This window comes from Rhizobacter sp. LjRoot28, from assembly GCF_964253025.1.
In the GTDB taxonomy this organism is placed as follows: Bacteria; Pseudomonadota; Gammaproteobacteria; order Burkholderiales; family Burkholderiaceae_C; genus Rhizobacter.
Map to the genome: position 1 here is coordinate 492,581 of NZ_CAXUQC020000001.1, position 21,343 is coordinate 513,923.

25 protein-coding genes and 1 riboswitch are annotated in these 21,343 nt (G+C 69.6%); of the genes, 16 read left to right on the top strand and 9 right to left on the bottom strand.

The genetic code is table 11. The features are described from left to right. Positions 1-152: 152 nt before the first annotated feature. On the top strand, positions 153-1,445 hold the full coding sequence (locus ACSQ2F_RS02325; protein ID WP_436019365.1) for an NAD(P)H-binding protein: 1,293 nt from the start codon (positions 153-155) through the stop codon (positions 1,443-1,445). After that, positions 1,433-1,912, top strand: a complete 480-nt coding sequence (locus ACSQ2F_RS02330) for a DUF2269 family protein (protein ID WP_436019367.1) — start codon at positions 1,433-1,435, stop codon at positions 1,910-1,912. The genes ACSQ2F_RS02325 and ACSQ2F_RS02330 overlap by 13 nt, the downstream gene beginning before the upstream one ends. Before the next feature lie 32 nt (positions 1,913-1,944). On the opposite strand, the gene ACSQ2F_RS02335 is transcribed toward ACSQ2F_RS02330, so the two are convergent. Both ACSQ2F_RS02335 and ACSQ2F_RS02340 read right to left on the bottom strand, forming a co-directional pair. After that, on the bottom strand, positions 1,945-2,442 hold the full coding sequence (locus ACSQ2F_RS02335) for a DUF2231 domain-containing protein (protein WP_436019369.1): 498 nt from the start codon (positions 2,440-2,442) through the stop codon (positions 1,945-1,947). A gap of 32 nt (positions 2,443-2,474) precedes the next feature. After that, complete coding sequence (locus tag ACSQ2F_RS02340; protein ID WP_436019371.1) at positions 2,475-3,053, bottom strand: diguanylate cyclase; 579 nt, start codon at positions 3,051-3,053, stop codon at positions 2,475-2,477. Positions 3,054-3,221: 168 nt separating this feature from the next. On the opposite strand from ACSQ2F_RS02340, the gene ACSQ2F_RS02345 reads away from it, so the two are divergent. The 3 genes from ACSQ2F_RS02345 to ACSQ2F_RS02355 all read left to right on the top strand — a co-directional run bounded on the left by ACSQ2F_RS02345 (position 3,222) and on the right by ACSQ2F_RS02355 (position 5,561). Continuing rightward, entirely contained in the window at positions 3,222-3,962 is a 741-nt protein-coding gene (locus tag ACSQ2F_RS02345; protein WP_436019373.1) for an OBAP family protein, read from the top strand. Beyond that, positions 3,959-5,092 carry a PAS domain-containing sensor histidine kinase gene (locus ACSQ2F_RS02350; protein ID WP_436019375.1) on the top strand — a complete coding sequence of 378 codons (1,134 nt, stop codon included), beginning with the start codon at positions 3,959-3,961 and terminating at the stop codon, positions 5,090-5,092. Before ACSQ2F_RS02345 ends, ACSQ2F_RS02350 begins: the two co-directional genes overlap by 4 nt. 103 nt (positions 5,093-5,195) lie before the next feature. After that, the gene (locus ACSQ2F_RS02355) at positions 5,196-5,561 is read left to right on the top strand and encodes a response regulator (protein WP_436019377.1); all 366 of its coding nucleotides are present in this window, start codon (positions 5,196-5,198) and stop codon (positions 5,559-5,561) included. Positions 5,562-5,577: 16 nt separating this feature from the next. On the opposite strand, the gene ACSQ2F_RS02360 is transcribed toward ACSQ2F_RS02355, so the two are convergent. After that, complete coding sequence (locus ACSQ2F_RS02360) at positions 5,578-6,825, bottom strand: response regulator (RefSeq protein WP_436019379.1); 1,248 nt, start codon at positions 6,823-6,825, stop codon at positions 5,578-5,580. A 316-nt stretch (positions 6,826-7,141) separates the two neighbouring features. Between ACSQ2F_RS02360 and ACSQ2F_RS02365 the strand changes: the two genes are divergently transcribed. The 8 genes from ACSQ2F_RS02365 (at position 7,142) to ACSQ2F_RS02400 (ending at position 13,323) form a co-directional block, all read left to right on the top strand. Continuing rightward, positions 7,142-7,378, top strand: a complete 237-nt coding sequence (locus ACSQ2F_RS02365; RefSeq protein WP_436019381.1) for a hypothetical protein — start codon at positions 7,142-7,144, stop codon at positions 7,376-7,378. 7 nt (positions 7,379-7,385) lie between these two features. Continuing rightward, on the top strand, positions 7,386-7,886 hold the full coding sequence (locus ACSQ2F_RS02370) for a CinA family protein (RefSeq protein WP_436019383.1): 501 nt from the start codon (positions 7,386-7,388) through the stop codon (positions 7,884-7,886). Between the two features lie 78 nt (positions 7,887-7,964). After that, a complete protein-coding gene (locus tag ACSQ2F_RS02375) occupies positions 7,965-8,333 on the top strand; it encodes a CidA/LrgA family protein (protein ID WP_436019385.1) in 369 nt (122 codons plus the stop codon). Beyond that, a complete protein-coding gene (locus ACSQ2F_RS02380) occupies positions 8,326-9,042 on the top strand; it encodes an LrgB family protein (RefSeq protein ID WP_436019387.1) in 717 nt (238 codons plus the stop codon). The genes ACSQ2F_RS02375 and ACSQ2F_RS02380 overlap by 8 nt, the downstream gene beginning before the upstream one ends. A gap of 34 nt (positions 9,043-9,076) precedes the next feature. Beyond that, a riboswitch (yybP-ykoY riboswitch) is annotated at positions 9,077-9,255 on the top strand. A gap of 4 nt (positions 9,256-9,259) precedes the next feature. Next, positions 9,260-9,832, top strand: a complete 573-nt coding sequence (locus tag ACSQ2F_RS02385; RefSeq protein WP_436019389.1) for a TMEM165/GDT1 family protein — start codon at positions 9,260-9,262, stop codon at positions 9,830-9,832. A 118-nt stretch (positions 9,833-9,950) separates the two neighbouring features. Beyond that, a complete protein-coding gene (locus tag ACSQ2F_RS02390) occupies positions 9,951-10,994 on the top strand; it encodes a Fe(3+) ABC transporter substrate-binding protein (RefSeq protein WP_436019391.1) in 1,044 nt (347 codons plus the stop codon). Beyond that, complete coding sequence (locus ACSQ2F_RS02395) at positions 10,991-12,643, top strand: ABC transporter permease (protein ID WP_436019393.1); 1,653 nt, start codon at positions 10,991-10,993, stop codon at positions 12,641-12,643. Before ACSQ2F_RS02390 ends, ACSQ2F_RS02395 begins: the two co-directional genes overlap by 4 nt. Then, entirely contained in the window at positions 12,640-13,323 is a 684-nt protein-coding gene (locus ACSQ2F_RS02400) for an ABC transporter ATP-binding protein (protein WP_436019395.1), read from the top strand. Before ACSQ2F_RS02395 ends, ACSQ2F_RS02400 begins: the two co-directional genes overlap by 4 nt. A 118-nt stretch (positions 13,324-13,441) precedes the next feature. Here the strand turns inward: ACSQ2F_RS02400 and ACSQ2F_RS02405 are convergent, their stop codons facing one another. From ACSQ2F_RS02405 to ACSQ2F_RS02430, 6 genes are all read right to left on the bottom strand, one after another. After that, on the bottom strand, positions 13,442-13,981 hold the full coding sequence (locus ACSQ2F_RS02405; protein WP_436019397.1) for a CBS domain-containing protein: 540 nt from the start codon (positions 13,979-13,981) through the stop codon (positions 13,442-13,444). Further along, positions 13,963-14,136, bottom strand: a complete 174-nt coding sequence (locus tag ACSQ2F_RS02410) for a hypothetical protein (protein WP_436019399.1) — start codon at positions 14,134-14,136, stop codon at positions 13,963-13,965. Before ACSQ2F_RS02410 ends, ACSQ2F_RS02405 begins: the two co-directional genes overlap by 19 nt. 40 nt (positions 14,137-14,176) lie before the next feature. Continuing rightward, positions 14,177-14,614 carry an OsmC family protein gene (locus tag ACSQ2F_RS02415; RefSeq protein WP_436019401.1) on the bottom strand — a complete coding sequence of 146 codons (438 nt, stop codon included), beginning with the start codon at positions 14,612-14,614 and terminating at the stop codon, positions 14,177-14,179. A gap of 218 nt (positions 14,615-14,832) precedes the next feature. Then, the gene (locus tag ACSQ2F_RS02420; RefSeq protein WP_436019403.1) at positions 14,833-15,975 is read right to left on the bottom strand and encodes a GGDEF domain-containing protein; all 1,143 of its coding nucleotides are present in this window, start codon (positions 15,973-15,975) and stop codon (positions 14,833-14,835) included. Then, the gene (locus ACSQ2F_RS02425) at positions 15,944-17,116 is read right to left on the bottom strand and encodes a GGDEF domain-containing protein (RefSeq protein ID WP_436019405.1); all 1,173 of its coding nucleotides are present in this window, start codon (positions 17,114-17,116) and stop codon (positions 15,944-15,946) included. The genes ACSQ2F_RS02420 and ACSQ2F_RS02425 overlap by 32 nt, the downstream gene beginning before the upstream one ends. Further along, on the bottom strand, positions 17,113-18,417 hold the full coding sequence (locus ACSQ2F_RS02430; protein WP_436019407.1) for an EAL domain-containing protein: 1,305 nt from the start codon (positions 18,415-18,417) through the stop codon (positions 17,113-17,115). Before ACSQ2F_RS02430 ends, ACSQ2F_RS02425 begins: the two co-directional genes overlap by 4 nt. 194 nt (positions 18,418-18,611) lie before the next feature. Between ACSQ2F_RS02430 and ACSQ2F_RS02435 the strand changes: the two genes are divergently transcribed. The 3 genes from ACSQ2F_RS02435 to ACSQ2F_RS02445 all read left to right on the top strand — a co-directional run bounded on the left by ACSQ2F_RS02435 (position 18,612) and on the right by ACSQ2F_RS02445 (position 21,342). Continuing rightward, complete coding sequence (locus ACSQ2F_RS02435; protein WP_436019408.1) at positions 18,612-19,184, top strand: Spy/CpxP family protein refolding chaperone; 573 nt, start codon at positions 18,612-18,614, stop codon at positions 19,182-19,184. An 89-nt stretch (positions 19,185-19,273) separates the two neighbouring features. Then, positions 19,274-19,975: a winged helix-turn-helix domain-containing protein gene (locus tag ACSQ2F_RS02440; protein WP_436019410.1), complete on the top strand. Its 702-nt coding sequence runs from the start codon at positions 19,274-19,276 to the stop codon at positions 19,973-19,975. 23 nt (positions 19,976-19,998) lie between these two features. Continuing rightward, positions 19,999-21,342, top strand: coding sequence for a HAMP domain-containing sensor histidine kinase (locus tag ACSQ2F_RS02445; protein ID WP_436019412.1), 1,344 nt, complete (start codon positions 19,999-20,001; stop codon positions 21,340-21,342). The last annotated feature ends 1 nt before the right edge of the window (position 21,343 follow it).

The following is a 21,343-nucleotide window of genomic DNA, read 5'->3' on the forward strand; positions in this document are numbered from 1 at the left end:
GTTCGGGCGGCACGGCGCTTGCCGGTCGGCGGCATGTCGCCTCCAACCCTGAACGCCCTTCCTGCTCAGCCAGATCGCTCAACACGTCGCCGCGTCCTGGTGGGCCCCTTGGCAATTCAGGTGCCCTGCCGTTCCACAGCGAGGAGCACGCGATGCGCATCCTGCTGACCGGCGCCACCGGGTTCATCGGCCGGCACCTCAGCGCCGCGCTGCTCGCCGCAGGGCACGAGGTCGTCTGCCTGTCACGTTCCGGCAAGCCGCGGGAAGACGGTCCGCGCGGGCCGCTTCGGTTCGTCGCCGGAGACTTCGCCAGCATGCGCGAGCCGGCCGCCTGGTCGCCGTTGCTGGATGGCATCGACGTCGTGATCAATGCGGTCGGCATCCTGCGTGAGGACGGCGACCAGCGCTTCGACGTACTGCATGAGCAGGCGCCGCGTGCGCTGTTCGACGCCTGCGTGAAGGCTGGCGTGCGCCGCGTGATCCAGATCTCCGCCCTGGGCGCCGACGAAGGTGCCCGCTCCGCATATCACCTGAGCAAGCGGGTCGCGGACGAGCACCTGCTGTCCTTGCCGCTGGCCGCCACGGTGGTACAGCCCTCGCTGGTCTTCGGGCCGGGTGGCGCCAGCGCCTCGTTGTTCGGCACCTGGGCGAGCGCGCCCGTCCGGCCGCTGCCGGGACGTGGCGGACAGCCGGTGCAGCCCATCCACGTGGACGACGCGGTCGCGGCCATCGTGGCCCTTGTCGAACGCGCCAGCCACGTCGGCCTGCGCGTGCCCCTGGTGGGGCCGGAACCCATGGGCCTCGGGCAGTTCCTCGCCCGGTTGCGCTCGGCGCTCGGCCTGGGCAGCGCCTTGGTGGTGCCGGTGCCCATGCCGATGATGCGTGGCATCGCCTCGGTGGCGGGGCACATGCCCGGGGGACTCCTCGATCGGCCCACCTTGGACATGCTCGAGCGGGGCAACGTCGGCGACGTAGGGCCGACGCGCGAGCTGCTCGGCCACGCGCCCCGGCCGGTCGAGGCCTTCTTCGGCGCCCAGTCCCATCGGGCCGGGCCGGCCGTCGTCCTGCAATGGCTGCTGCCCTTGCTGCGCTACAGCGTGGCAGCGGTCTGGATCGTCACCGGCGTGCTGTCCTTCGGGGTGTACCCGGTGGCCGACAGCCTGGCGCTGCTGGCCCGCCTGGGCGTCCACGGCAACTTCGCGCTGGTGCTGCTCTACGGCGCCGCCGCCTTCGACTTGCTGCTGGGCGTCGCCGTCCTGGCGTTGCGCCGCGTGCCGCTGCTGTGGGCCGCACAGATCGCCCTCATCCTCGGCTACACCGTCCTCATCACCTGGCGGCTGCCCGAGTTCTGGCTGCACCCGTTCGGCCCGATCCTGAAAAACCTGCCCATGCTGGCCGCCATCCTGCTGCTCTGGGCCTTCGAGGACTCACGATGGAATACATGATCGTCAAGACGCTGCACATCCTGTCGTCGACCATCCTGTTCGGCACCGGCATCGGCTCCGCCTTCTACATGCTGCGCGCCTGCCTGACCGCAAGGCGCGAGCCGCCGATGGCGCCGGCGGCCGCCATGGTGGTGGGCCACGTGGTGCAGGCGGACCTGTGGTTCACCACCAGCACCATCATCTTCCAGCCCCTGAGCGGCTGGTACCTGACCCACCTCGCCGGCATTCCGCTCACATCCCGCTGGCTGATGATCACCTACGCCCTCTACCTGCTGGCCGGCGCCTGCTGGTTGCCGGTGGTCTGGATCCAGCTGCGCATGCGCGACATGGCCCGCGAGGCCGTCGCGGCCGGCCGTCCGTTGCCGCCACGCTTCTGGCAGTACTTCGGCGTCTGGGTGGCGCTGGGCATTCCTGCCTTCTTCGCCCTTGTCGTGGTGTTCTACCTGATGGTGGCCAAGCCGGTGTGAGCCGGCTCGGCGTCCTGTGGGTCAACGCAGGATCAACGTGCGCGCGCTGCCACAGGGTGGCGAGCCTTCAGGCTGCTCGGGGCATTGACGCCCACCTCGTCCGAGATGCCGATGCCGAGGCGGTCGACCAGCTCACCGCCCAGCCAGGCGGTGACCAGCATCATGCCGGCTGCCACGAAGGCCAGGAGTTGCGGCAGCAGCGTCGGGGCTTGAGGGGCGTCCATGCGCAGGAGGGCGCTGCCGATGAAGAGTGCGAGCGCCACGGCGTTCCCGGCCCCATGCATGGCCCCGATGGAGCGGGCCCGGGTATTGCGTGGAATCGCCATCCAGTCGATGAGGCCGAAGGGCGCGGCGAGGGCGCCCGCCAGCACGCCCGCCACGACCAGATAGAAGGCGACGACGGCCATGGTCGGGTTGTCGGTGGCCAGGTGGATGATGTCGAAGACGACCGAAGTCGTGAGCAGCCCGGCCGGGAAGACGACGAGCATCTGGTGGACCGGGTGACCGAGGAAACGAACGCGGCTTTCCATGGCGTGCTTTCGTGTGAGTTGAGGATGCAAGTTCACGGCAAGGCACGTGCCGACGAGCGGCGATCCCGCCATCCCCGCCACGCCTCGCCGGTGAAGCAGCCGACGAGCACGATGCCGCCGGTCGCGATGACGGCCCAGGTGGCGGCCGGCAGCGGGGGCGTCTTGAGCTGCCACTGCCAGTCCGGCGTCGCATCACCCAGGCCGATCGCTGCGAGGGCCTGCGGGTGGTGGATGGCCGCGAGCAGCAGCCAGGCGAACCAGGGGGCGGCCTGCTGGACCCCGTGCACCCATTGCTCGGCCACCGGGATCCGGCGCCGGCGGGACGCATAGACCAGATCGACCAGCATCGTCACCTCGTGCAGCACGCACAGCACGAACAGCAGCCACAGCACCGCGGCATTGATGTCGAGCGCCGCAGCGGCCAGCACGCCGAGACCGAGCTCGCCCAGCATGGCCAGGTGCAGCAGCGATTCCGCAAGGCCGGCGCTGTGCTCGATGCGTTCGACCTTGTGGCAATACCAGTCGGCCACCCCGGAGGCGAGCCAACCGGGCAGCACGACCCACATCAGCAACTGCTGCAGGACAGCCGCGGTGGCGTCCGGCGGGCTCATCGCGCCAGCTCCTGGAGGGCGCCCCGACGAGAGGAAGGGTGGTGGAAACGCATGCCGGCGCGCAGGCAACGCACATGCCTGCGGGAACACGAAATGCTCCAAACGGGTTGTCCCGCGCCATGGAGACCCTTGATGCATCGAATGTGCCCCGTCTTGCCCGCTCTCATCGTGACAACTTTGCTGGCTGCTTGCGGCGATCGCGACTCGCCGTCCAATGTCACCGCTCCGGGGGCGGAGCAGTCAGTGAAGACGCGGGCGCTGGACGCGGGCGCTGCAGCACTCCAGGATCGCCCGCCGATCGAGGCGCTGAACGCCTACCTCGACGGCTTCCATTTCTACAGCGGCAACATGGCCGGGCAGATGGAGGCGCACCACTACTGCGCCACGGTCAACGAGGACGTCATCCAGTGCGTCATCTACGACGGCAATACCGCATCGGCCAAGCTGATGGGGGTCGAGTACATCATCACCGCCAAGCTGTTCGAGGGCCTGCCCGAGGCCGAGAAGGCCCTGTGGCACAGCCACGTGCACGAGGTGAAGTCCGGCCAATTGATTGCCCCCGGCATTCCGGAGCTGGCCGAGCACGAACTGATGGAGAAGCTGGTGCGCACCTACGGCAAGACCTGGCACACCTGGCACACGGACGCGCATGCGCCCCTGCCGCTTGGCGTGCCGCAGTTGATGATGGGGTTCACTGCGGACGGACAGCTTGACCCGGCCCGGGTGGCCGACAGAGACCGCCGCTTCGGCCTCAGCAGCGCGCAGAAGCGCACCTCGCGGAGCGACATCCCGACGCCGCCCACCGACCCGGCGGCCGATGCCTGGCAGACGGGCCGCGCCTTCCAGCTGGCCGACCCGACCGGCGGTGCGCATGGTGCGTCTGCCAGGGCAAGCGGGCCATCGCGATGACCAGCGCAGCGAACGCCGTGGACGCGTTGTTCCTGCGCCTCGTGTCGCAGAGCCTCGACCATGCCTTTGTTCTGCTCGACCCGGACGGCGTGGTACTCGCCTGGCGCGGTGCCGCCGAGGCCCTCTTCGGCTACACCGAAGCGGAGGTGGTGGGCCGGCCGATCTCCTTTCTCTTCACGGAGGAGGACAGAGCCGCTGATCTGCCTGCGTTCGAGCGACGCGTCGCGATCAGCGCCGGGCGATCCGAGGACGATCGGTGGCACGTGCGCAAGGATGGGCTGCGCATGTGGGTCTCGGGGGTCGTGACACCGCTGCGCGAGGGCGAGTCCTTGCTGGGCTTTGCCAAGGTGATGCGCGATCGGACCGACCTGCGCAGCCAGATCGACACGCTGCGAAACCGGCTTTCGGCACAGTCACGGCGCCTCGCCGACCGCGACGCGATCTTCGCCCGCGTCATGCACGAGATGCGCAATACGCTGGGGCCGATCGACAACGCCGCCACCGTCATCGAGCGCTCGACCGACCCGGCCGTGGCACGCCTGGCGGTGTCGGTGATCCAGCGGCAAGGCGGTGTGCTGCAGCGGTTGGTCGACGACCTCGCAGACGTGGCCCGCATCGACGCGGGCAAGCTCAACCTGCGGCAGCGTGCGGTGGAGCTCGGGAGCGTGCTGTCCCTGGCCGTGGAGGCCGTGCGGCCGCATGCCCAGCGTCGGCGTCAATCGCTGACGGCGCTCATCCCCGACGGTCCGCTTACCATCCTCGCCGATCCGGAGCGCCTGCACCAGATCATCTTCAACCTGCTCGACAACGCCGTGAAGTACACGCCGGAAGGCGGCACCATCTGGCTCAAGTGCACGACGGAGGACCAGGACGTGGTCGTGCGGGTCGAGGACACGGGCATCGGCATCCCGCCCGAACTGCTGCCCGTGATCTTCGACCTGTTCACGCAGGAGTCACCGGACGACGCTGAAGGCGGCTACGGCGTGGGCCTCGCACTGGTGAAGGACCTGGCCGCGGCCCATCACGGCAGCGTGGAAGTGCGCAGCGAAGGGCGCGGCAAGGGTTCCGAATTCACGGTCCGCCTGCCGTTGCCCGGTCGGCCGGCCGGCCCGGAAATGCAAGGGGCATGAACGTGGGGGATGGGTCTGCGCCGAATGCCCGATAATCCGGCCGTTGCACAACACAAGACAGGCCGGCGGACGCACTGCCGGCGCGGCGCGATGGGAGGCTGCCATGGGCGAAGATGTCCGAATCCTCATCGTCGAGGACGATGCCGATGCGCGTGAAACCTACGAACAACTGCTTTCGGACGACGGCTACACCGTGCGTGCCGTCGGCACGGGCGAGCAGGCCCTGGCCGAGGTGCGCGATTTCGGGCCGGCCTGCGTGCTGGTCGACTTCGGTCTGCCGGGGATCGACGGCATCGAGGTCACCCGCCGGCTGCGCCAGGACATCGGCCCGGAGCTGGTGCTGATCGCCATCACCGGCAGCTCGGAAGAGAGCGACCGTACCCGCGCCGAAGACGCCGGCATCGATTTCGTCCTCACGAAGCCCGTCGGGGCCGAACACCTGCATCGCCTGCTGCCGCCCATTCGTTGAGGGACGGGCTCCGGATTCAGAGCCCGACGGCCAAACCCTTGAGCACCCGGTTCAGTTGGCCCTTCAGCTCACTGACCATCAGCGGCTTGGTCAGGTGGCCTTCGAGCCCCTGGTCCATCGACTTCTGCCGCGTCTCGCCCGCGGTGGCGGCCACGATGGGAAAGTGCCGGATCGCCCCGAGCTGCTGCAGGCGCTTCAGTTCCGCCGCGGCTTCGTAGCCGTTCATGCCGGGCATGTGGATGTCCATCAGCACGAGGTCGGGCGAACGGCGGCGGCAGGCTTCGATCGCCTCGGGGCCTGAAGCCACCGCGCTCGCGTCGTAGCCGATCATCCGCAGCAGGCCAGCGGCAATGACACAGTTGACCTCGTCGTCGTCCACCACCAGCACGAACGGGCGATGTGACGTGTCGAGCGGCGTCGGTCGGGAGGAGGGCGACGCCTCGAAACCGCTGTCCCGTGAGGCCTCCAGGGTCAGGTCCCACAGTTCGGACGGCAGGAACGGCACGACCCTCACCTCCCAGGGCCCGGCCGAGGCGTCCTCCAGCAAGGGTGAACCGGCATGCACCGCGCGGATGAAGCGCGCCTCGGACCGGGCCGCGGCCAGGGTGGTGATGGCGTCGAGGTTGCGATGGGTGCGCGTGTGGTCGAGTGTCTCCAGCACGATGACGAGCGTGAACGGGCAGTGGGCTTGCGAGAGGTGCGCCTCGACGGCCTCCGGTTCATGGAAGAGATGCACGTCCCAGCCCAGGCGCTGCAGGCGCCGCGCCAAGCCATTCGCGGGGAACTCGGCGTCCTGGAGCACGAGGGCCTCGCTGCCATGGCCCTCGGGAAGGCGTTCGGGCTCGACTTCGCCGGGGCAGCGCAGGGTCATCGAGAAAATGGCACCGGCGCTTGGGACGCCCCGGTAGACGACGTCCGCTCCAGTCACCGGGCAGCAGCCCTGCGCGCGCACCTCATCCAAGACGGCGCCGTCCTCACCCGGGGGATGCAGATCGAGCTGGGCGAGCAGGGCGCGGATGAGCACCTCCTCGCGCTGGGTTCCCGAGACGGCCGCGTCAAGGCGGAGTTCGACGTGAGCCGGGTCGGAGGTCGGGACCGCTTCAGCCGTGAAGATCACGACGCCCTCCTCAAGCAGGTGGGTCGCCGCCGAGAGCAATCGATGCAGCGAGCGCTGCACGGCATGGGCGTCGCAGGCAATCCGGCTTGGCGGGCCGGGATAGTCGAAGTAGAAGGTAAGCCCACGGCGGGCGCTTTCGGCGATCACGGGCCGAGCGCAAAGGGTGAATAGTTCGCCGAAATCAAAGGTCGTGTTGCCCACGAGCCGCCCTCGAGCAATGGCGGCCCACCCGCATCCCCTTGGAAGCGCGGTGACGGCAGCCTCCCCACATGGTGCCTGAAGCCGCGCCATTCGCGGCAATTTTCGCGCCATGACCCGCTGAACGGCTCCCCATTGCCGCAGACATCGCGATCAGGCGTCGTCCTACTTCCTCGCAGGCCCGCGGCCGATGCCGGGGGGTTCACGCCGCCCCTACGCTTATGCCAACCCCAACACCCTCTGCCATCGCACAAGGACGCTCCCGATGAACGCCACCCTCTCCACTGTTGAACTTGCCGACCAGGACGCTGTGGACCAGGAACTCTGTGCCGAACTTCTGGATACCGTCGACGCCCTGAGTCGCCGCCGTGCCGACCTGGTCGACGAGAACCTCGTCGCCAAACTCGTGCGCAAGGGTTGGCTCCAGTGGCACGGCGGCGCGCTCCAACTCACTTCCATCGGCGCACGCCTCTGCGACGCCGTGCTCCTCGCCTACCGATGAGGTCGTCGTGGCGGGCACGCCCACGGTGGACGAGGTGGCCGAGTTCATGCGGCAGCACGGGCTGACGCTGGTCACCGCGGAGTCCTGCACCGCCGGCCTCATCGCCGCCACCCTGGCCGACGTCAAGGGCGCCGGCCAACTGCTCGATTGCGCCTTCGTCACCTACTCGCCGGAGGCCAAGCAGCGCTGCCTGGGCGTGAGCAAGGACACCATCGATCGCTGCAACCTGACGAGTGAAGAAGTGGCCCGCGAGATGGCCCTCGGCGCTCTGCGCCTGAGCCCGGCCAACGTCGCCGTGGCCAACACCGGGGTGACGGATGGCACGGATCCGGACATCCCCGCCGGCACCCAGTGCTACGCCTGGGCCTTCGAGCCCGGTCAGGCGGGAGGGGGACCCCGGGTCTTCAGCGAGACCTGCCGCTTCGATGGTGATCGCAACGCCATCCGACAGGCGAGCGCTGACTACGCGCTCGGACGCATTCCCGAACTCGCTGCACGGCGCGGTTGAGCCGGGGCCCGGCGGTCGCGCTGAGGCAGCGGCGTTTGCGCGGCACAATGGCGTGATGACGGCGCACCGGAGCTCCCCGTGAATGCCCTGCGCGGGCTGGCCTGGCTGCTGCTGTTCCAGGCGGCCGGGGAGGCGGTCGGGCGCGCCTTCTCGTGGTCGGTGCCCGGGCCGGTGATCGGTCTGCTCTTGCTCCTCGTCTTCCTGCGCTGGCCTGCGGTGCGCGAGCCCGTGTCCGCGGCGGCCAATGTGCTGCTCGCGCACCTGTCGCTCCTGTTCGTGCCCGTCGGCGTGGGCGTCATCACTCACTTGCACGTGGTCTCGCGCCATGGCTTGCAGCTGCTCGTCGTCATCGCCTTGTCCACGTGGCTCGGGTTGGCCGTCACGGCGTGGGTGCTTTGCCGCCTGATGCGTTCCGACAGCGCCGCACCGGAGCTGGCCGATGACTGACTTCGTTCAACTCTGGGTCTACCTGGCATCGACGCCCCTGTTCGGGCTGACCGCAACGCTGGTCGTCTACGTCGTGGCCTCGGCCGTCTACGAGCGCCTGGAGCGCGCGCCCTGGGCGAACCCGGTGCTGTGGTCGGTGGTGGCCCTGGGTGGCCTGCTGCTCGTCACCGGCACCTCCTACCCGACGTACTTCGCAGGCGCGCAATTCATCCATGTGCTGCTCGGCCCGGCGGTGGTTGCGCTCGCCTGGCCACTGTGGGAGCGTCGCCGGGAGATGCGCCGCCGCGGCGTCATGCTGACGGCGGCTGCATTCGCGGGAGGCATTGCCGCGGCGGGCAGCGCGGTGGCCCTCGCGTGGGCCTTCGGGCTGCCGGACGAGGTGGTCCGCTCGCTGGCCGCCAAGTCGGTGACGGCGCCGGTCGCCATGGGCATCGCCGAGCGGGTGGGCGGCGTGCCGGCGCTGGCGGCTGTGTTCGCCGTGGTCACGGGGCTGGTCGGGGCTCTCTCGGCCAAGTACGTCTTCGATGGGCTCGGCATCTCCTCCTGGGCGGTGCGGGGCTTTGCCATCGGTACCGCGTCGCATGGCATCGGCGCGGCCCGCGCGCTGCAGGTTCATCCGGATGCCGGTGCCTACGCCGGCATCGCGCTCGGCCTGCAGGTCCTGCTGGCGTCGTTGCTCATCCCCCTCGCGTATCACTGGTGGGGCTGAGGCCGTGCGCCGCATACCGGACCCTATAATCCCGGCTCCCGTCATCGGGGAGTAGCCGCCCTGCGCCGCAGGGGCTCGCGTCAACACACTTGGCCCTCACGGCCATGGCGCGAGCAGCGTCCAGCCTGGCAAGACCTTTGACTGCACTGCCTCCGGATCAAGGGCCGGGGGGTGGTGTGGTCTCTGCTGGTCCGGCCCCTGGAGTTCACGTTTTCACATGGAAGCCTTCCTGATATCCACGGGTGTCGTCGCCCTCGGTGAAATGGGCGACAAGACGCAGCTGCTCGCCATGCTGCTGGCCGTCAAGTTCAAGCGGCCGCTGCCCATCGTCCTCGGCATCCTCACCGCCACCCTGGCCAACCACGCCGCCGCTGGCGCTGTCGGCGGCTGGGTGGCCTCGGCGCTCGGCCCCGAGGCGCTGCGCTGGGTGATCGGCGTGTCCTTCATCGCCATGGCGGGCTGGATGCTCATTCCCGACAAGCTCGACGGCGACGAGGCCGCGGGCCCACCCCGGTTCGGGGTGTTCGTCACCACGGTCATCGCCTTCTTTCTGGCCGAGATGGGCGACAAGACCCAGATCGCGACCGTCGCCCTGGCGGCCCGCTACACCGATCTCGTGGCGGTGGTGGCCGGCACGACCTGCGGCATGCTGATCGCGGACGTGCCGGCGGTGTTCGTCGGCGACAAGATGGCCCGCAAGGTTTCGATGCGCCTGGTGCACGGGATTGCTGCCGCGATCTTCGCCGTGCTCGGCGTCCTCACCCTGCTGAACGTGGGTCGGCTGTTCTGAACTGCCGCGGCGCGTCGCGATGTCGTCGAACGTTGACGCAACCCGGGCAGGAGGCGCTTCGGGCAAGTGATAATCGTTCTCATCGATTTTTCCATTGCCCACTCATCCGGAGACCTCCATGTACGAACGTTTCATTGCGCCGCTGCGCACGATCACGCTCCTGGCCGCCGCGGCCGGTGCCGTCGCCGGCGCCCAGGCCGCCGAATCGGTGACGCTCTACACCACGCGGGAGCCGGCGCTCATCCAGCCGCTCCTGTCCGCTTTCTCGAAACAGAGTGGCATCGAGGTCAACACCGTGTTCGTCAAGGACGGTCTGCTCGAACGCGTGCGCGCCGAAGGCACCCGCTCCCCGGCCGACCTGCTGATGACGGTTGACGTGGGCAACCTGATGGACCTGGTGGACGGCGGCGTGACGCAGCCGGCCAAGTCGCAGGCGCTCGAGTCGGCCGTCCCGGCCAACCTCCGCGGCACCGATGGCCAGTGGTACGCGCTCTCGATGCGAGCGCGTGTGCTGTATGCCGACAAGTCCCTGCCCCTCACCAGCTTCCACTACGATGACCTGGCCGACCCGAAGTACAAGGGCAAGGTCTGCATCCGCTCGGGCCAGCACCCGTACAACACCGCGCTCGTGGCCGCCTACATTGCCCACGAGGGCGAGGCACGCGCCGAGCAGTGGCTGCGCGGCGTGAAGGCCAACCTGGCCCGCAAGGCCGCCGGCGGCGACCGCGATGTCGCCCGCGACATCCTCGGCGGCATCTGCGACATCGGCTTGGCCAACTCCTACTACGTCGGCCAGATGAAGGCGTCCAAGGAAGGCACGGACGCCCGCAAGTGGGGCGATGCGATCAAGGTCGTGCGTCCGACCTTCGCCAGCAAGAAGAGCGGCGGCACGCACGTGAACATCAGCGGTGCAGCGGTCGCGAAGAACGCGCCCCAGCGGGCCAACGCCGTGAAGCTGCTCGAGTTCCTGGTCTCCGAAGGCGCACAGGCGCTCTACGCCCAGGCGAACTACGAGTACCCGGTTCGCAAGGGCGTGGCGCTGGACCCCATCGTCTCAGCCAGCATTGGTGAACTGAAGGTCGATCCGCTGCCGGTGGCCGAGATCGCCAAGTTCCGCAAGCAGGCAAGCGCCCTCGTCGACAAGGTTGGCTTCGACCAGTGAGACCGGGTCTGCGGGCTGCGGGCCCCGGCTGGCGCATCGCCTCGTTCGCGATCGCGCTGGGGGTGCTCGCGCCCGTGCTGACCTTGTTGTCGCTGGCCACCGGGTCGGACGGCGCGCATTGGTGGCACCTGGCCGAACACGTGCTGCCGCGCGCCGCGTTGAACACCGCCCAGCTCCTGTTGGGCGTGGGCGTCATCGTGCTCGTGGTGGGCACCGGATGCGCCTGGCTGGTCACCGCCTTCGATTTCCCCGGCCGCCGCATGCTCAGCTGGGCTCTGCTCCTGCCGCTGGCCATGCCGGCCTACATCGTGGCCTTCGTGTACCTCGACCTGCTGCACCCGATCGGGCCGGTCCAGGGTGCCATCCGGTGGATGCTGGGCTTCGACAGCCCTCGGGACTTCCGACTCCCCGACCTGCGTTCGATGCCCGGCGCCATCTTCGTGCTCGGCTTCGTGCTGTACCCGTATGTCTACCTGACGGCGCGGGCCATGTTCCTGACCCAGCCGGCCAACCTGCTCGACGCTGCACGATCCCTGGGTGAGACTCGGTGGGGCGCCTTCGTGCGCGTGGGCCTCCCGCTCGCCCGGCCGGCGCTGATGGTCGGTCTGAGTCTCGCGCTGCTGGAGACGCTGAACGACATCGGCGCCTCCGAGTTCCTCGGCATCCAGACCCTCACCGTGGCGATCTACACCACCTGGGTGGTGCGCTCCGACCTCGCAGGAGCGGCGCAGATCGCCTGCACGATGTTGCTGGTCGTGGTGGCGCTGGTGATGATCGAGCGCCGTGGCCGTCAGCGGCGGCGCTTTGCGTCGGCGCAACGCATGCATCCGATGCAGCCGCATCGCCTTCACGGCATGACGGCGGCCTGGGCCACGGTGGCGGCCACCGTGCCCGTGCTGATCGGCTTCGTCGCCCCCGCTGGCTACCTGCTGTGGGAGACCACCAAGCGCCTGCGACTGGGCGGTGGCATCTCCGAAGGGCTCGTCACCAGCCTCGTCAATTCGCTCACCCTCGCAACCGGCGTGACGGTGACCGCCGTGCTGGCTGCGCTGGTGGTGGCCTGGACAGCGCGCAGCGCCGGCTCGCGCCGCAACCGCGCGCGCTGGCAGTCGCGCGTCGCCAGCCTCGGCTACGCGCTGCCCGGTACGGTCCTGGCCCTCGGGCTGCTGACACCGGCGCTCGCCTTCGATGCCGCGCTCGGCACGGTGTTCGGCCTCGACGGCCTGCCGCTCATGGGAGCCGGCGTGGTGCTGGTCGTCGCGTGCGCGATCCGCTTCCTGGCGATGCCGGTCGGGAGCATCGAAGCCGGCCTGGCGCGCATCCCGCCGGCGCTCGAACAGGCGTCGCGCCTGCTCGGCGAAACGGCCAACGGCACCCTGCGCCGTGTGCACCTGCCCTTGCTGCGGCCGGCCCTTGCCGCGGGGGCGCTCCTGGTTTTCGTGGACGCCATGAAGGAGCTGCCCGCCACGCTGCTCCTGCGTCCGTCCAATTTCGATACGCTGGCCACCTGGCTGTACGCCGAAGCGGCCCGCGGTACCTACGAGGAAGGCGCCATCGCGGCGCTCGCCATCGTGGTGGCGGGCCTGGCGCCCGTGCTGATGCTGGCGCGCAATCCGCTGGGTGCGCACGGCAACGAGGAATCCGTATGAGCGAGCGGCTCGAACTCGACAAGGTGTGCGTCGTCTACGAAGGCGCACGAGGCGGCCACAGCGCCGTCGAAGACTTCAGCCTCACGCTGGCGGCAGGCCGCATCGGCTGCCTGCTCGGGCCCTCGGGTTGCGGCAAGACCACCGTGCTGCGAGCCATCGCCGGCTTCGAGCCCTTGCGCTCGGGCACCGTGCGGCTGGGCGAGACCGTGCTGTCGTCGTCCACGGTGCACCTGCAGCCCGAACGCCGCCGTGTCGGGCTCATGTTCCAGGAGTACGCGCTCTTTCCGCACCTGAGCGCCGGCGAGAACGTGGCCTTCGGCCTGCGCCGCCTGACGGCTTCGGCGCGACGCGCGCGGGTGGAGGAACTGCTGAAGCTGGTCGACCTCGCGGAGGCGGCCGACCGCTATCCGCACGAACTGTCAGGCGGGCAGCAGCAGCGCATCGCCCTGGCGCGCGCATTGGCGCCCCAGCCCGCGCTCATGCTGCTCGACGAGCCGTTCTCCAACCTGGACGCGGCCACCCGGGAGCGACTCACCCTCGAAGTGCGCGACATCCTTCGCCGCACCGGCCAGACGGCCATCCTCGTGACGCACAACCAGGCCGAGGCCCGCGCGATGGCCGACGACATCGGCGTCATGCACAACGGACGGCTGGTGCGCTGGGGCGCGGCCGAGGGCTGACCCTTCGACCGACGGCAACGCCCGTTCACGCCTTCGCGCGCCTGCACGCGTGGACGGGAAGAGAGAAGGGCTCGGCCCGCGCGCTTCGCGCCGTCAGCCCTCGTGGCCCTTTGCTGGCCTAGGCGTCCAGCGGATTCCGGCGCGGGCCGCCTGCGCCGCCCCCGGCCGCGCCGCTGGCGGCCGACTGGCTGGAACGATCCGGTTCCGCAGGCTCCGAGATGTCCGCAAGCGCTTCGCCCACGTCCACCTCGTCGGCCTTGGCGGCCACGTCGCCGAGCGACAGGATGCCCACCACCTGCATGTCACGGTCGAGTACCGGCAGCCGCCGGATCTGCGTCGCCTGCATCTGCTCCAGCACCTCGTCGACCGTCTCGTCCTCGTAGCAGACCTGGACCGCCTCGGTCATCAAGTCACGCAAGGGCGTGCGATCGGCCGGGAGGCCTTGGGCGATGCCCCTCACGACGAGGTCGCGGTCGGTCACGATGCCGATCACCTCGCCGTCCTCCATGACGGGCAAGGAGCCGATGTTCAGCTCCTCCATCGCCTGGGCGGCCAGGGCCATCGAGTCGTCAGGTGCCATGGTGCGCACGCCGCGTGTCATCACGTCGGCCACCGTGGTCGTCACATCGACGCCGCGCGTCAGCAGGGAGCTTGCCATTCGCGGAGCTCCTGTGCCAGAACGGTGTGGCCATCCTGCTCCGCACGGCGGATCAGCGCATGCACGTTGTCGTCGTTGACGAGTTCGTGGCCGAGGCCCTTCTCGAGCTGGCGGTAGATGTCTTCGATTTCCTGGGCGTGGTCGGTTTCGTTCATCGCGGTCTCCTGGTTAAATGGCGGTGAGTGGGTGCCGGGCTCAGTCGAGCAGCGTGGCCGACAGCGTGATGCTGGGCACGCTCGCGAGTGCCTTGGACAACGGACAGTTCTGCTTCGCACCTTCGGCGATCTGCTGGAAGCGGGCCTCATCGAGGCCCGGCACGCGGGCGGACAGCGTCAGGGCGATGCGGTCGATGACGAAGCCCTCGCCTTGCTGGGCGAGGCGCACCTTGGCTTGCGTATCGACGGATGCGGTGGCGAAGCCGGCCTTGTCGCAGGCGAATGAGAACGCCATGGTGAAGCAGGCCGCGTGGGCCGCGCCCAGCAGTTCTTCCGGGTTGCTGCCGCGGCGGTCGTCCTCGAAGCGGCTGCCGAAGCCGTAGGGGTAGGCCTTCAGGGCGTCGGTCTCGGTGCTGATCTGTCCTTGCCCGGTCTTGCCGGGGCCCTCCCAATGGACACTGGCGGTCTTCTCGGTCATCGCGCTTCCTTCCGTCACGGTTGCTGGCAGGCCGGCAAGCCGCGATCCCGGGCCCGGAGGCCGCGGACCACGTCCGCGCGCCGGTCTCGCTGCAGTATCGGCAGCGACGCATCGCCGTCCCATCGGACGTGCGCGCAATGGGCGACGGGCGCCGTCCTACAGCACGGGAACTTCGGGCAAGGGTTGGCCCGCGGGGAAACGAAGGTCTCGCGCGACGGTCAGGCCACGCGGGTGCAGTTGCGGCCGGCGGCCTTCGCCTGGTACAGGGCGCCGTCGGCCCGCTTGATCAGGTCTTCCGTGCTCTCACCGGCGCGGTACTCCGCGAGCCCACAGGAGAAGGTGACGTCGAGGTCAATCGCGACGTCGTCCCAGCCGCGCGCCTTGAGGACCTCACGGAAGCGCTCGATCGGAATGCGCGCGGACTCGGCGTGCGTGCCGGTCAGGATGGCCAGGAACTCCTCGCCCCCATAGCGCCCGAACCGGTCCGTCGCGCGCACGAGTTGCTGCACCGTCGAGGCGAAGACGCGCAGGGTGCGGTCGCCCGCGGCATGGCCCAGCGAGTCGTTGATGGACTTGAAGTGATCGAGGTCGAGGAGGGCGACGGTGAGTGGCGCGCCCGTGCGATCGCTGCGTCGCTGCTCGTCCGCGACGATGGACAGCACGCTGCGCCGGTTGAGCAGCCCGGTGAGTTCATCGTGATGCGCAAGGTGGTGCACCCGCCGCGTCAGCCCCGCCAGCTCCCGCCGTCGCTGTTTCAGGCGGGCCGTCATCGCACTGTTGTAGCTGCCCAGCCAGATGCACTGCCACAGGGTCAGGGAGACGAATCCCCATGCGAGCCATTGCTCCATCGGCGTGCGGTCCGGGACGCGCACCGGCTCGCCAGTGAGCGACAACGCCAGGGCGCCACCGACGCAGATCACCACGAAAGCGGTGGTGGCCTGCCGCCGGCTCACCCGCATGGCGAGCGAGATGAACACGAGGAACAGCAACAGCAGGAAGACGAAGCTGAGCTTCGGCATCAACAGCATGCCCACGAGCTGCAGCACCTGATGGCTGAACGACATGGACATCGGCAGGTGCGGGTCGTCGAACGCAAGGCTCCAGCCCCGCTGGAACACGAGCGTCCAGAATGCTCCGACGAGCAGGCCCATGGCGGTGAACGCGGCCACCGGCACCCAGTGCACCGTGCCGGCCGCCACGAAGGCCATCAGCAGGGCCCCATTGATGAGGTAGCAGGCCGAGATGATGCGCACGTTGTTCAACGCATGGCGGATGAGGGTCGCCTGGCGTTGTGCCGGCGTCGACGCCGGCGCGGCGGTACCCGCCGGGTCAACCGAGATGGTGGCAGTCGCGCCCGGCATCCTTGGCTCCATAGAGTGCGCGGTCGGCGCGGCTCAGCAGTTGTTCGGGCCCCTCGTCGGGGCGAAGGTCGGCGATGCCCGCCGAGAAGCTCAGGCGCAGGCCGGCCGCCACGGCGTCCCAGTCCGCCGCAGCCACGCCCTCTCGAAGTCGGGCCACGGCCAGTTCCGCTTCCGCAGGGGCGGTGTGCGGCATGAGCCACAGGAACTCCTCGCCGCCATGCCGGCCGAATCGGTCGGTCGCGCGCAGGTGCCCCTGCACGACTTGCGCGAAGCGGCGCAGTGCGTCGTCGCCCACGGCGTGCCCGTGCACGTCGTTGATCCGCTTGAAGTGGTCGATGTCGAGCAGGGCGATGCAGACCGGCGTGTGTTCGCGTGCGGCCCGAGCCATCTCGTCGTCCAGGCTGCAGAGCATGCTCCGCCGGTTCGGCAGGCCGGTGAGCTCGTCACCGTTGGCCAGCCGCTCGATCTCGGCGAGGGCCTCGGCCATCTGCTCGCCGCGCTCGCGCAGCAGCAGGTTGTTGCGCAGGTTCAACACGCTCAGCAGCAGGCAGCGGGCCAGCGTCGCGGCGAAGCACAGGCCGGCCAGTGCCTGTTCCAGGGCAGTGGCATGGGGCACCTGCAGGCGGCGATCCCCGCTCAGCATCGCGACGGCGATGCCGGCGCTGACCACCAGCCAGGCAAGGTTCGTCTTGTCGCGCGGCATGCGGTATGTCGCGCCCACGAAGATCGTGAACAGCACCAGCACGTGGAAGAAGCCCACCTCGGGGTACAGGCCCATGCCCATCAGGCAGATCACCATGCCGGCCACGGAGTGCAGCATCGACAGGCTCGGGTCGCGCCAGATGCTCCGGCCCCGTGCGATCAGTCGCGTTGCCAGCAGGCAGACCAGCCAGCCGGGCACGGTGTAGAGCAACGGAGCCGACCAGTGCACCGTGCCGATCGCCGCGAACAGGGCCAGGCACAGCCCGTTCAGGCCGTAGCTGACGGCGACCACCCGGGTGTCGCGCAGCCACTGCGACCGACGCTGGGCAGCCAGATCGGCCCTGTGCCGCGCCGCGTCGTCCTCGGCGACCGCGGGAGCGGGCGCGCCGCGTGGCGCAGCGGCGGCCGCGGACGTCCAGGGCGTGTGGGCGTTCGTCATGCGATGCGGCCCTGGCTCACCGCGGTCTCGTCCCAGACGATGTCGCCGCAGACCACCCGCAACTGCGGGCCTTGCCCGGCGTCCTGCATGAAGGCGCAGGACACCGTCACGCAGCTGTGGTTGCCATGGAGCGTGCGATAGGGCCGCGTGGTCTGCACCGTATCCAGCGCTTCGGTGGCCCGACGGAAGTACGGGCGACGCGCCCAGCAGGCGCCTTCCCCGAGACTCAAGGGTTCGTACCCCGGGCGCGCCACCGCGCTCGTCACGGCGGGCCACACTTCCTCGCCGATCTGGTACCCCTCCCCGTCGAGGAGGTAGGCCGTTTCCACGCCCGGCAGTGCCAGGAAGCTGCTGCAGGCCACATCGAGGGCCGCACCCTGTCGCAGCTGGGATGCGGCGTGAGCCACGGCCTGCTGGTAGGGCGCCATCAGGTTGCGGTATGCCTCGCGGCGCGTGTTGCGCCTTTGGCCGAGGCCCTCGTAGAGGCTGGTGATGGTCTCGGGCGAGTGGCCGTCCGGCACGAGCGCGGGCTGTGGCCGACCGAAGTGGTAGCCCTGGACCATGTCGGCGTCGGCCTCCATCGCCACCAGCGCCTCGTCGCGCGTTTCGACGCCTTCCATCAACACCATCGCGCCACATTCGTGCAGCAGCGACACCATCTGCGAGACCACGCGCTGGGTGCGACGGTCCCGGGCGGCGCGTGCGACGAGGCTGCGGTCCAGCTTGACAATGTCGGGCTGCAGCCGCCAGACGCGGTCGAAATTGGAGTGGCCGGCGCCGAAGTCGTCGATCGCGATCAGGCAACCGTGGCGACGCGCGGTCGCCATCGCCGCCTCCATCGCATGCAAGTCCGACGCATCGGTCTCCAGCACTTCGAGCACCATGCCTTCGCCCGGCAGTCCGAGTGCGGCGGAAACCTCGCGCAGGTACTGGGCGCCGCCATCCGGGCGCATGGCCAGGCGCTGGAACACGGCCGGATGGATGTTGAGGAACAGCCACTGCGCATGCGGCTGCTGGCGGACGAAGTTGCGCATGTGCACCACCCGGCTCAGGCTGTCGAGCAGCGCTAGGTCCGCGGCATTGCGGCAGGCGGCGAACACATCGGGTGGCGCCATGGGGCGGCCGAGGGAGTCGGACGCCCGGAGCAATGCCTCGTGGCCGACGACCCGTGCATGCGACAGGCTGTAGATGGGCTGGAAATGGCTGGACAGCGTCGAGCCATCGAGCTGGGCGGTGGTGTGCCCGTCCGAGTCGATCAGGTGCGTGAGCAGGTGCGGGAGACGGCGGGTCTCGGAAAGCATGTCGGCCCCAGTGTTCCTCGCGTCCGGCAAAGGCGCGATTCCGTTGTTCGATCTTTATCGGCCACGGGCCTCGGAACTTGAGTCATGGAACCCGTGATCCGGTTCACAGATCTTTACGGTGCGGGCACAGCGGGTTCACCTCGCGGCCCGAGCATGAGTCCATGGGCGATCGGCCCACGTTCAAGGAGACGAAGATGGAATCGACAAGCAAATCGAGGACGATGAAGCGCTGGGCCGGCGGCCTGCTGGCCGTGGCGCTGGCCACGACAGCGGCAGTGGGCTGGGCCCACGGCGGCCGCCATGGCGACCATGGGGGCCCGATGGGTGGCGGCCCCGGTATGTTCATGGGCGCGCAGCCTGAACGCATCGACCGCATGGTCGATCGGATGCTCAAGGGGCTGGACGCGACCGAGGCGCAGCGCACGCAGATCCGGCAGATCGCCCAGGCGGCCGCGCGCGATGTGCGCAGCCAGGCCGAAGCGGGCCGCACGCTGCATGAGAAGGCCCGTGCGCTGTTCACCGCGCCCACCGTCGATGAAGCGGCCGTGGAGTCACTGCGCCAGCAGATGTCCGCGCACCACGACGCCGTCAGCAAGCGCATGTCCCAGGCCATGGTCGAGGCCGCCAAGGTGCTCACGCCCGAGCAGCGCAAGAAGCTGGCCGAGCGTTTCGAGAAGCGCCGCGGCCACATGCGTGACCACATGCGGGGCGGCCATGGTGGTGAGCGCGGACAGCGTGCGCTCCCCGGCGCTTCGGCCGTCGATTGACGGCGGCCGGGATGTGTTCTGATTGACCCTTTCCCACGGTCCAACCGCCCTGCAGCCCATCCGCTGCGGGGCTTTTTCACGTCCTACCCATGACGACCCGACTGCTCCTGATCGACGATGACGCGCGCCTCTCCGGCATGGTGGCCGACTACCTGCGCGGGGCCGGGCACGAGGTGGTCGTGGCGGGCTCGCTTGCGGCCGGCCGGCAGCAGGTCGCCGACGGCAGCTTCGATGCGCTCGTGCTCGACCTCATGCTGCCGGACGGGGACGGCCTCGACCTCTGCCGCGAGCTGCGCAGCGCGCCCCGCACCCGCCACCTGCCGCTGCTCATGCTGACGGCGCGCGGCGAACCGATGGACCGCATCGTCGGGCTCGAGATGGGCGCCGACGACTACCTGCCCAAACCGTTCGAGCCAAGGGAACTGCTGGCCCGCGTGAAAGCCCTGCTGCGGCGCGCCTCGCCTGCGCCCACGGACGACGAGGTGCTGCGCTTCGGTCGACTGGAGATCGATCTCGGCGCCCGCACGGCCCGCGTCGATGGCAAGCCGTGCGACCTCACCAGCCACCAGTTCGACCTGCTCGTGGTGATGGCCCAGAGCCCCGGCCGCGTGCTGTCGAGGGACCAGATCATGGACTCGCTCAAGGGCCAACCCATGGACGCCTTCGATCGCTCCATCGACGTGCACATCTCGCGCATCCGCGCGCTCATCGAGGACGATCCCAAGAACCCCCGCCGCGTGCTGACGGTTCGCGGGGCCGGCTATGTCTTCGCCAAGAAGCAGGACGCCTAGGCGTGTGGGCGGCTGACTCTTCCATGAACACCCTGACGCTGCGCATCTATCTCACCGTCGTCGCGATGTTGCTGCTGTTCGCCTTCGGTTCGGCGTGGCTGTTCCAGCGGCACATCGAAGAGGAGCGCGTCCAGGCCGGCAAGCTGATGTCCGAGCGGATGGAGGCCTGGGCCGACCTGCTTCAGCGCTCCCTGCCGGGCAACGACGAACCCGACGAAGTGCAGGCGGCGGCGTTGCGCGCCTGGTCGCACCGCCTGCGCGTGCCGCTCGCCCTGGACCATGCCGACGGCAGGCGCATCGCGACCTCCGAGTCCTTCGAGCGCCGGCAGAACGACCACCGCCCGGACCACCGCCTGGCCATCCGGCTCGAGGACGGCCGCACGTTGTGGGTGCTGCGGCCTGCCTTGCGCAATCGCCCTCCGCCCGGGCCGCGCTTCGAGCGCGACGGTGCCGGACCGATGTCTCCGCCCGGACCCTGGCCCTGGGCCGAGGAGGCGCTCGGCCGTCGCGTGGGTGGCCTCGTGGTCGTGCTGGTGCTGCTCTTCGTGGCCGTGGCGGCGGGCGCCTGGCCGGCGGTGCGCCGGCTCACCCGTCGGCTGAAGGCCCTGCAGCAGGGCGTGGAACGCTTCGGCGCCGGCGACCTGCATCACCGCGTGGAGGTGTCGGGCCGCGACGAGGTGGCGGCCGTGGCGGCCAGTTTCAACCAGGCCGCGGGGCGCATCGAGGCGCTGGTGGCATCCCATCGGTCCCTGCTGGCCAATGCCAGTCATGAACTGCGGTCGCCGCTGGCGCGCATGAAGATGGCCGTGTCCATGCTGGACGACGCTCCGCCTGCCCGACGTGAACAGCTCAAGCGCGAGATCGGCACCAACGTGGCCGAGCTCGACAGCCTGGTGGAAGAAGTGCTGCTGGCGAGCCGGCTCGACGCCGCGCCGGAGATGGGCCAGCGCGAGCCGGTGGACCTGCTGGCGCTGGCCGCGGAAGAGGCGGCCCGGGTCGAGGCCGCTGCGGCCGGGGAGCCCGTCACGGTGCTCGGCGACGAGCGCCTGCTGCGTCGGGCCTTGCGCAATCTCCTTGAGAACGCCCGCCGCTACGGCGGCGACGACATCAGCGTCTCGGTGCACGGGCGCGACGGCCGGGCCGTGGTGCAGGTCTGCGACCGCGGCCCCGGTGTGCCACCCGACCAGCGCAGCCGCATCTTCGAGCCCTTCTATCGCTTGCCCGGCCATGCCGAGCAGGCCGGGGGCGTGGGCCTGGGGCTGAGCCTGGTCAAGCAGATCGCCACCGGGCACGGCGGTGTGGTCCGGTGCCTGCCGCGCGAGGGGGGCGGCTGCTGCTTCGAGATCTCGCTGCCCTCAGCGGGCTGAC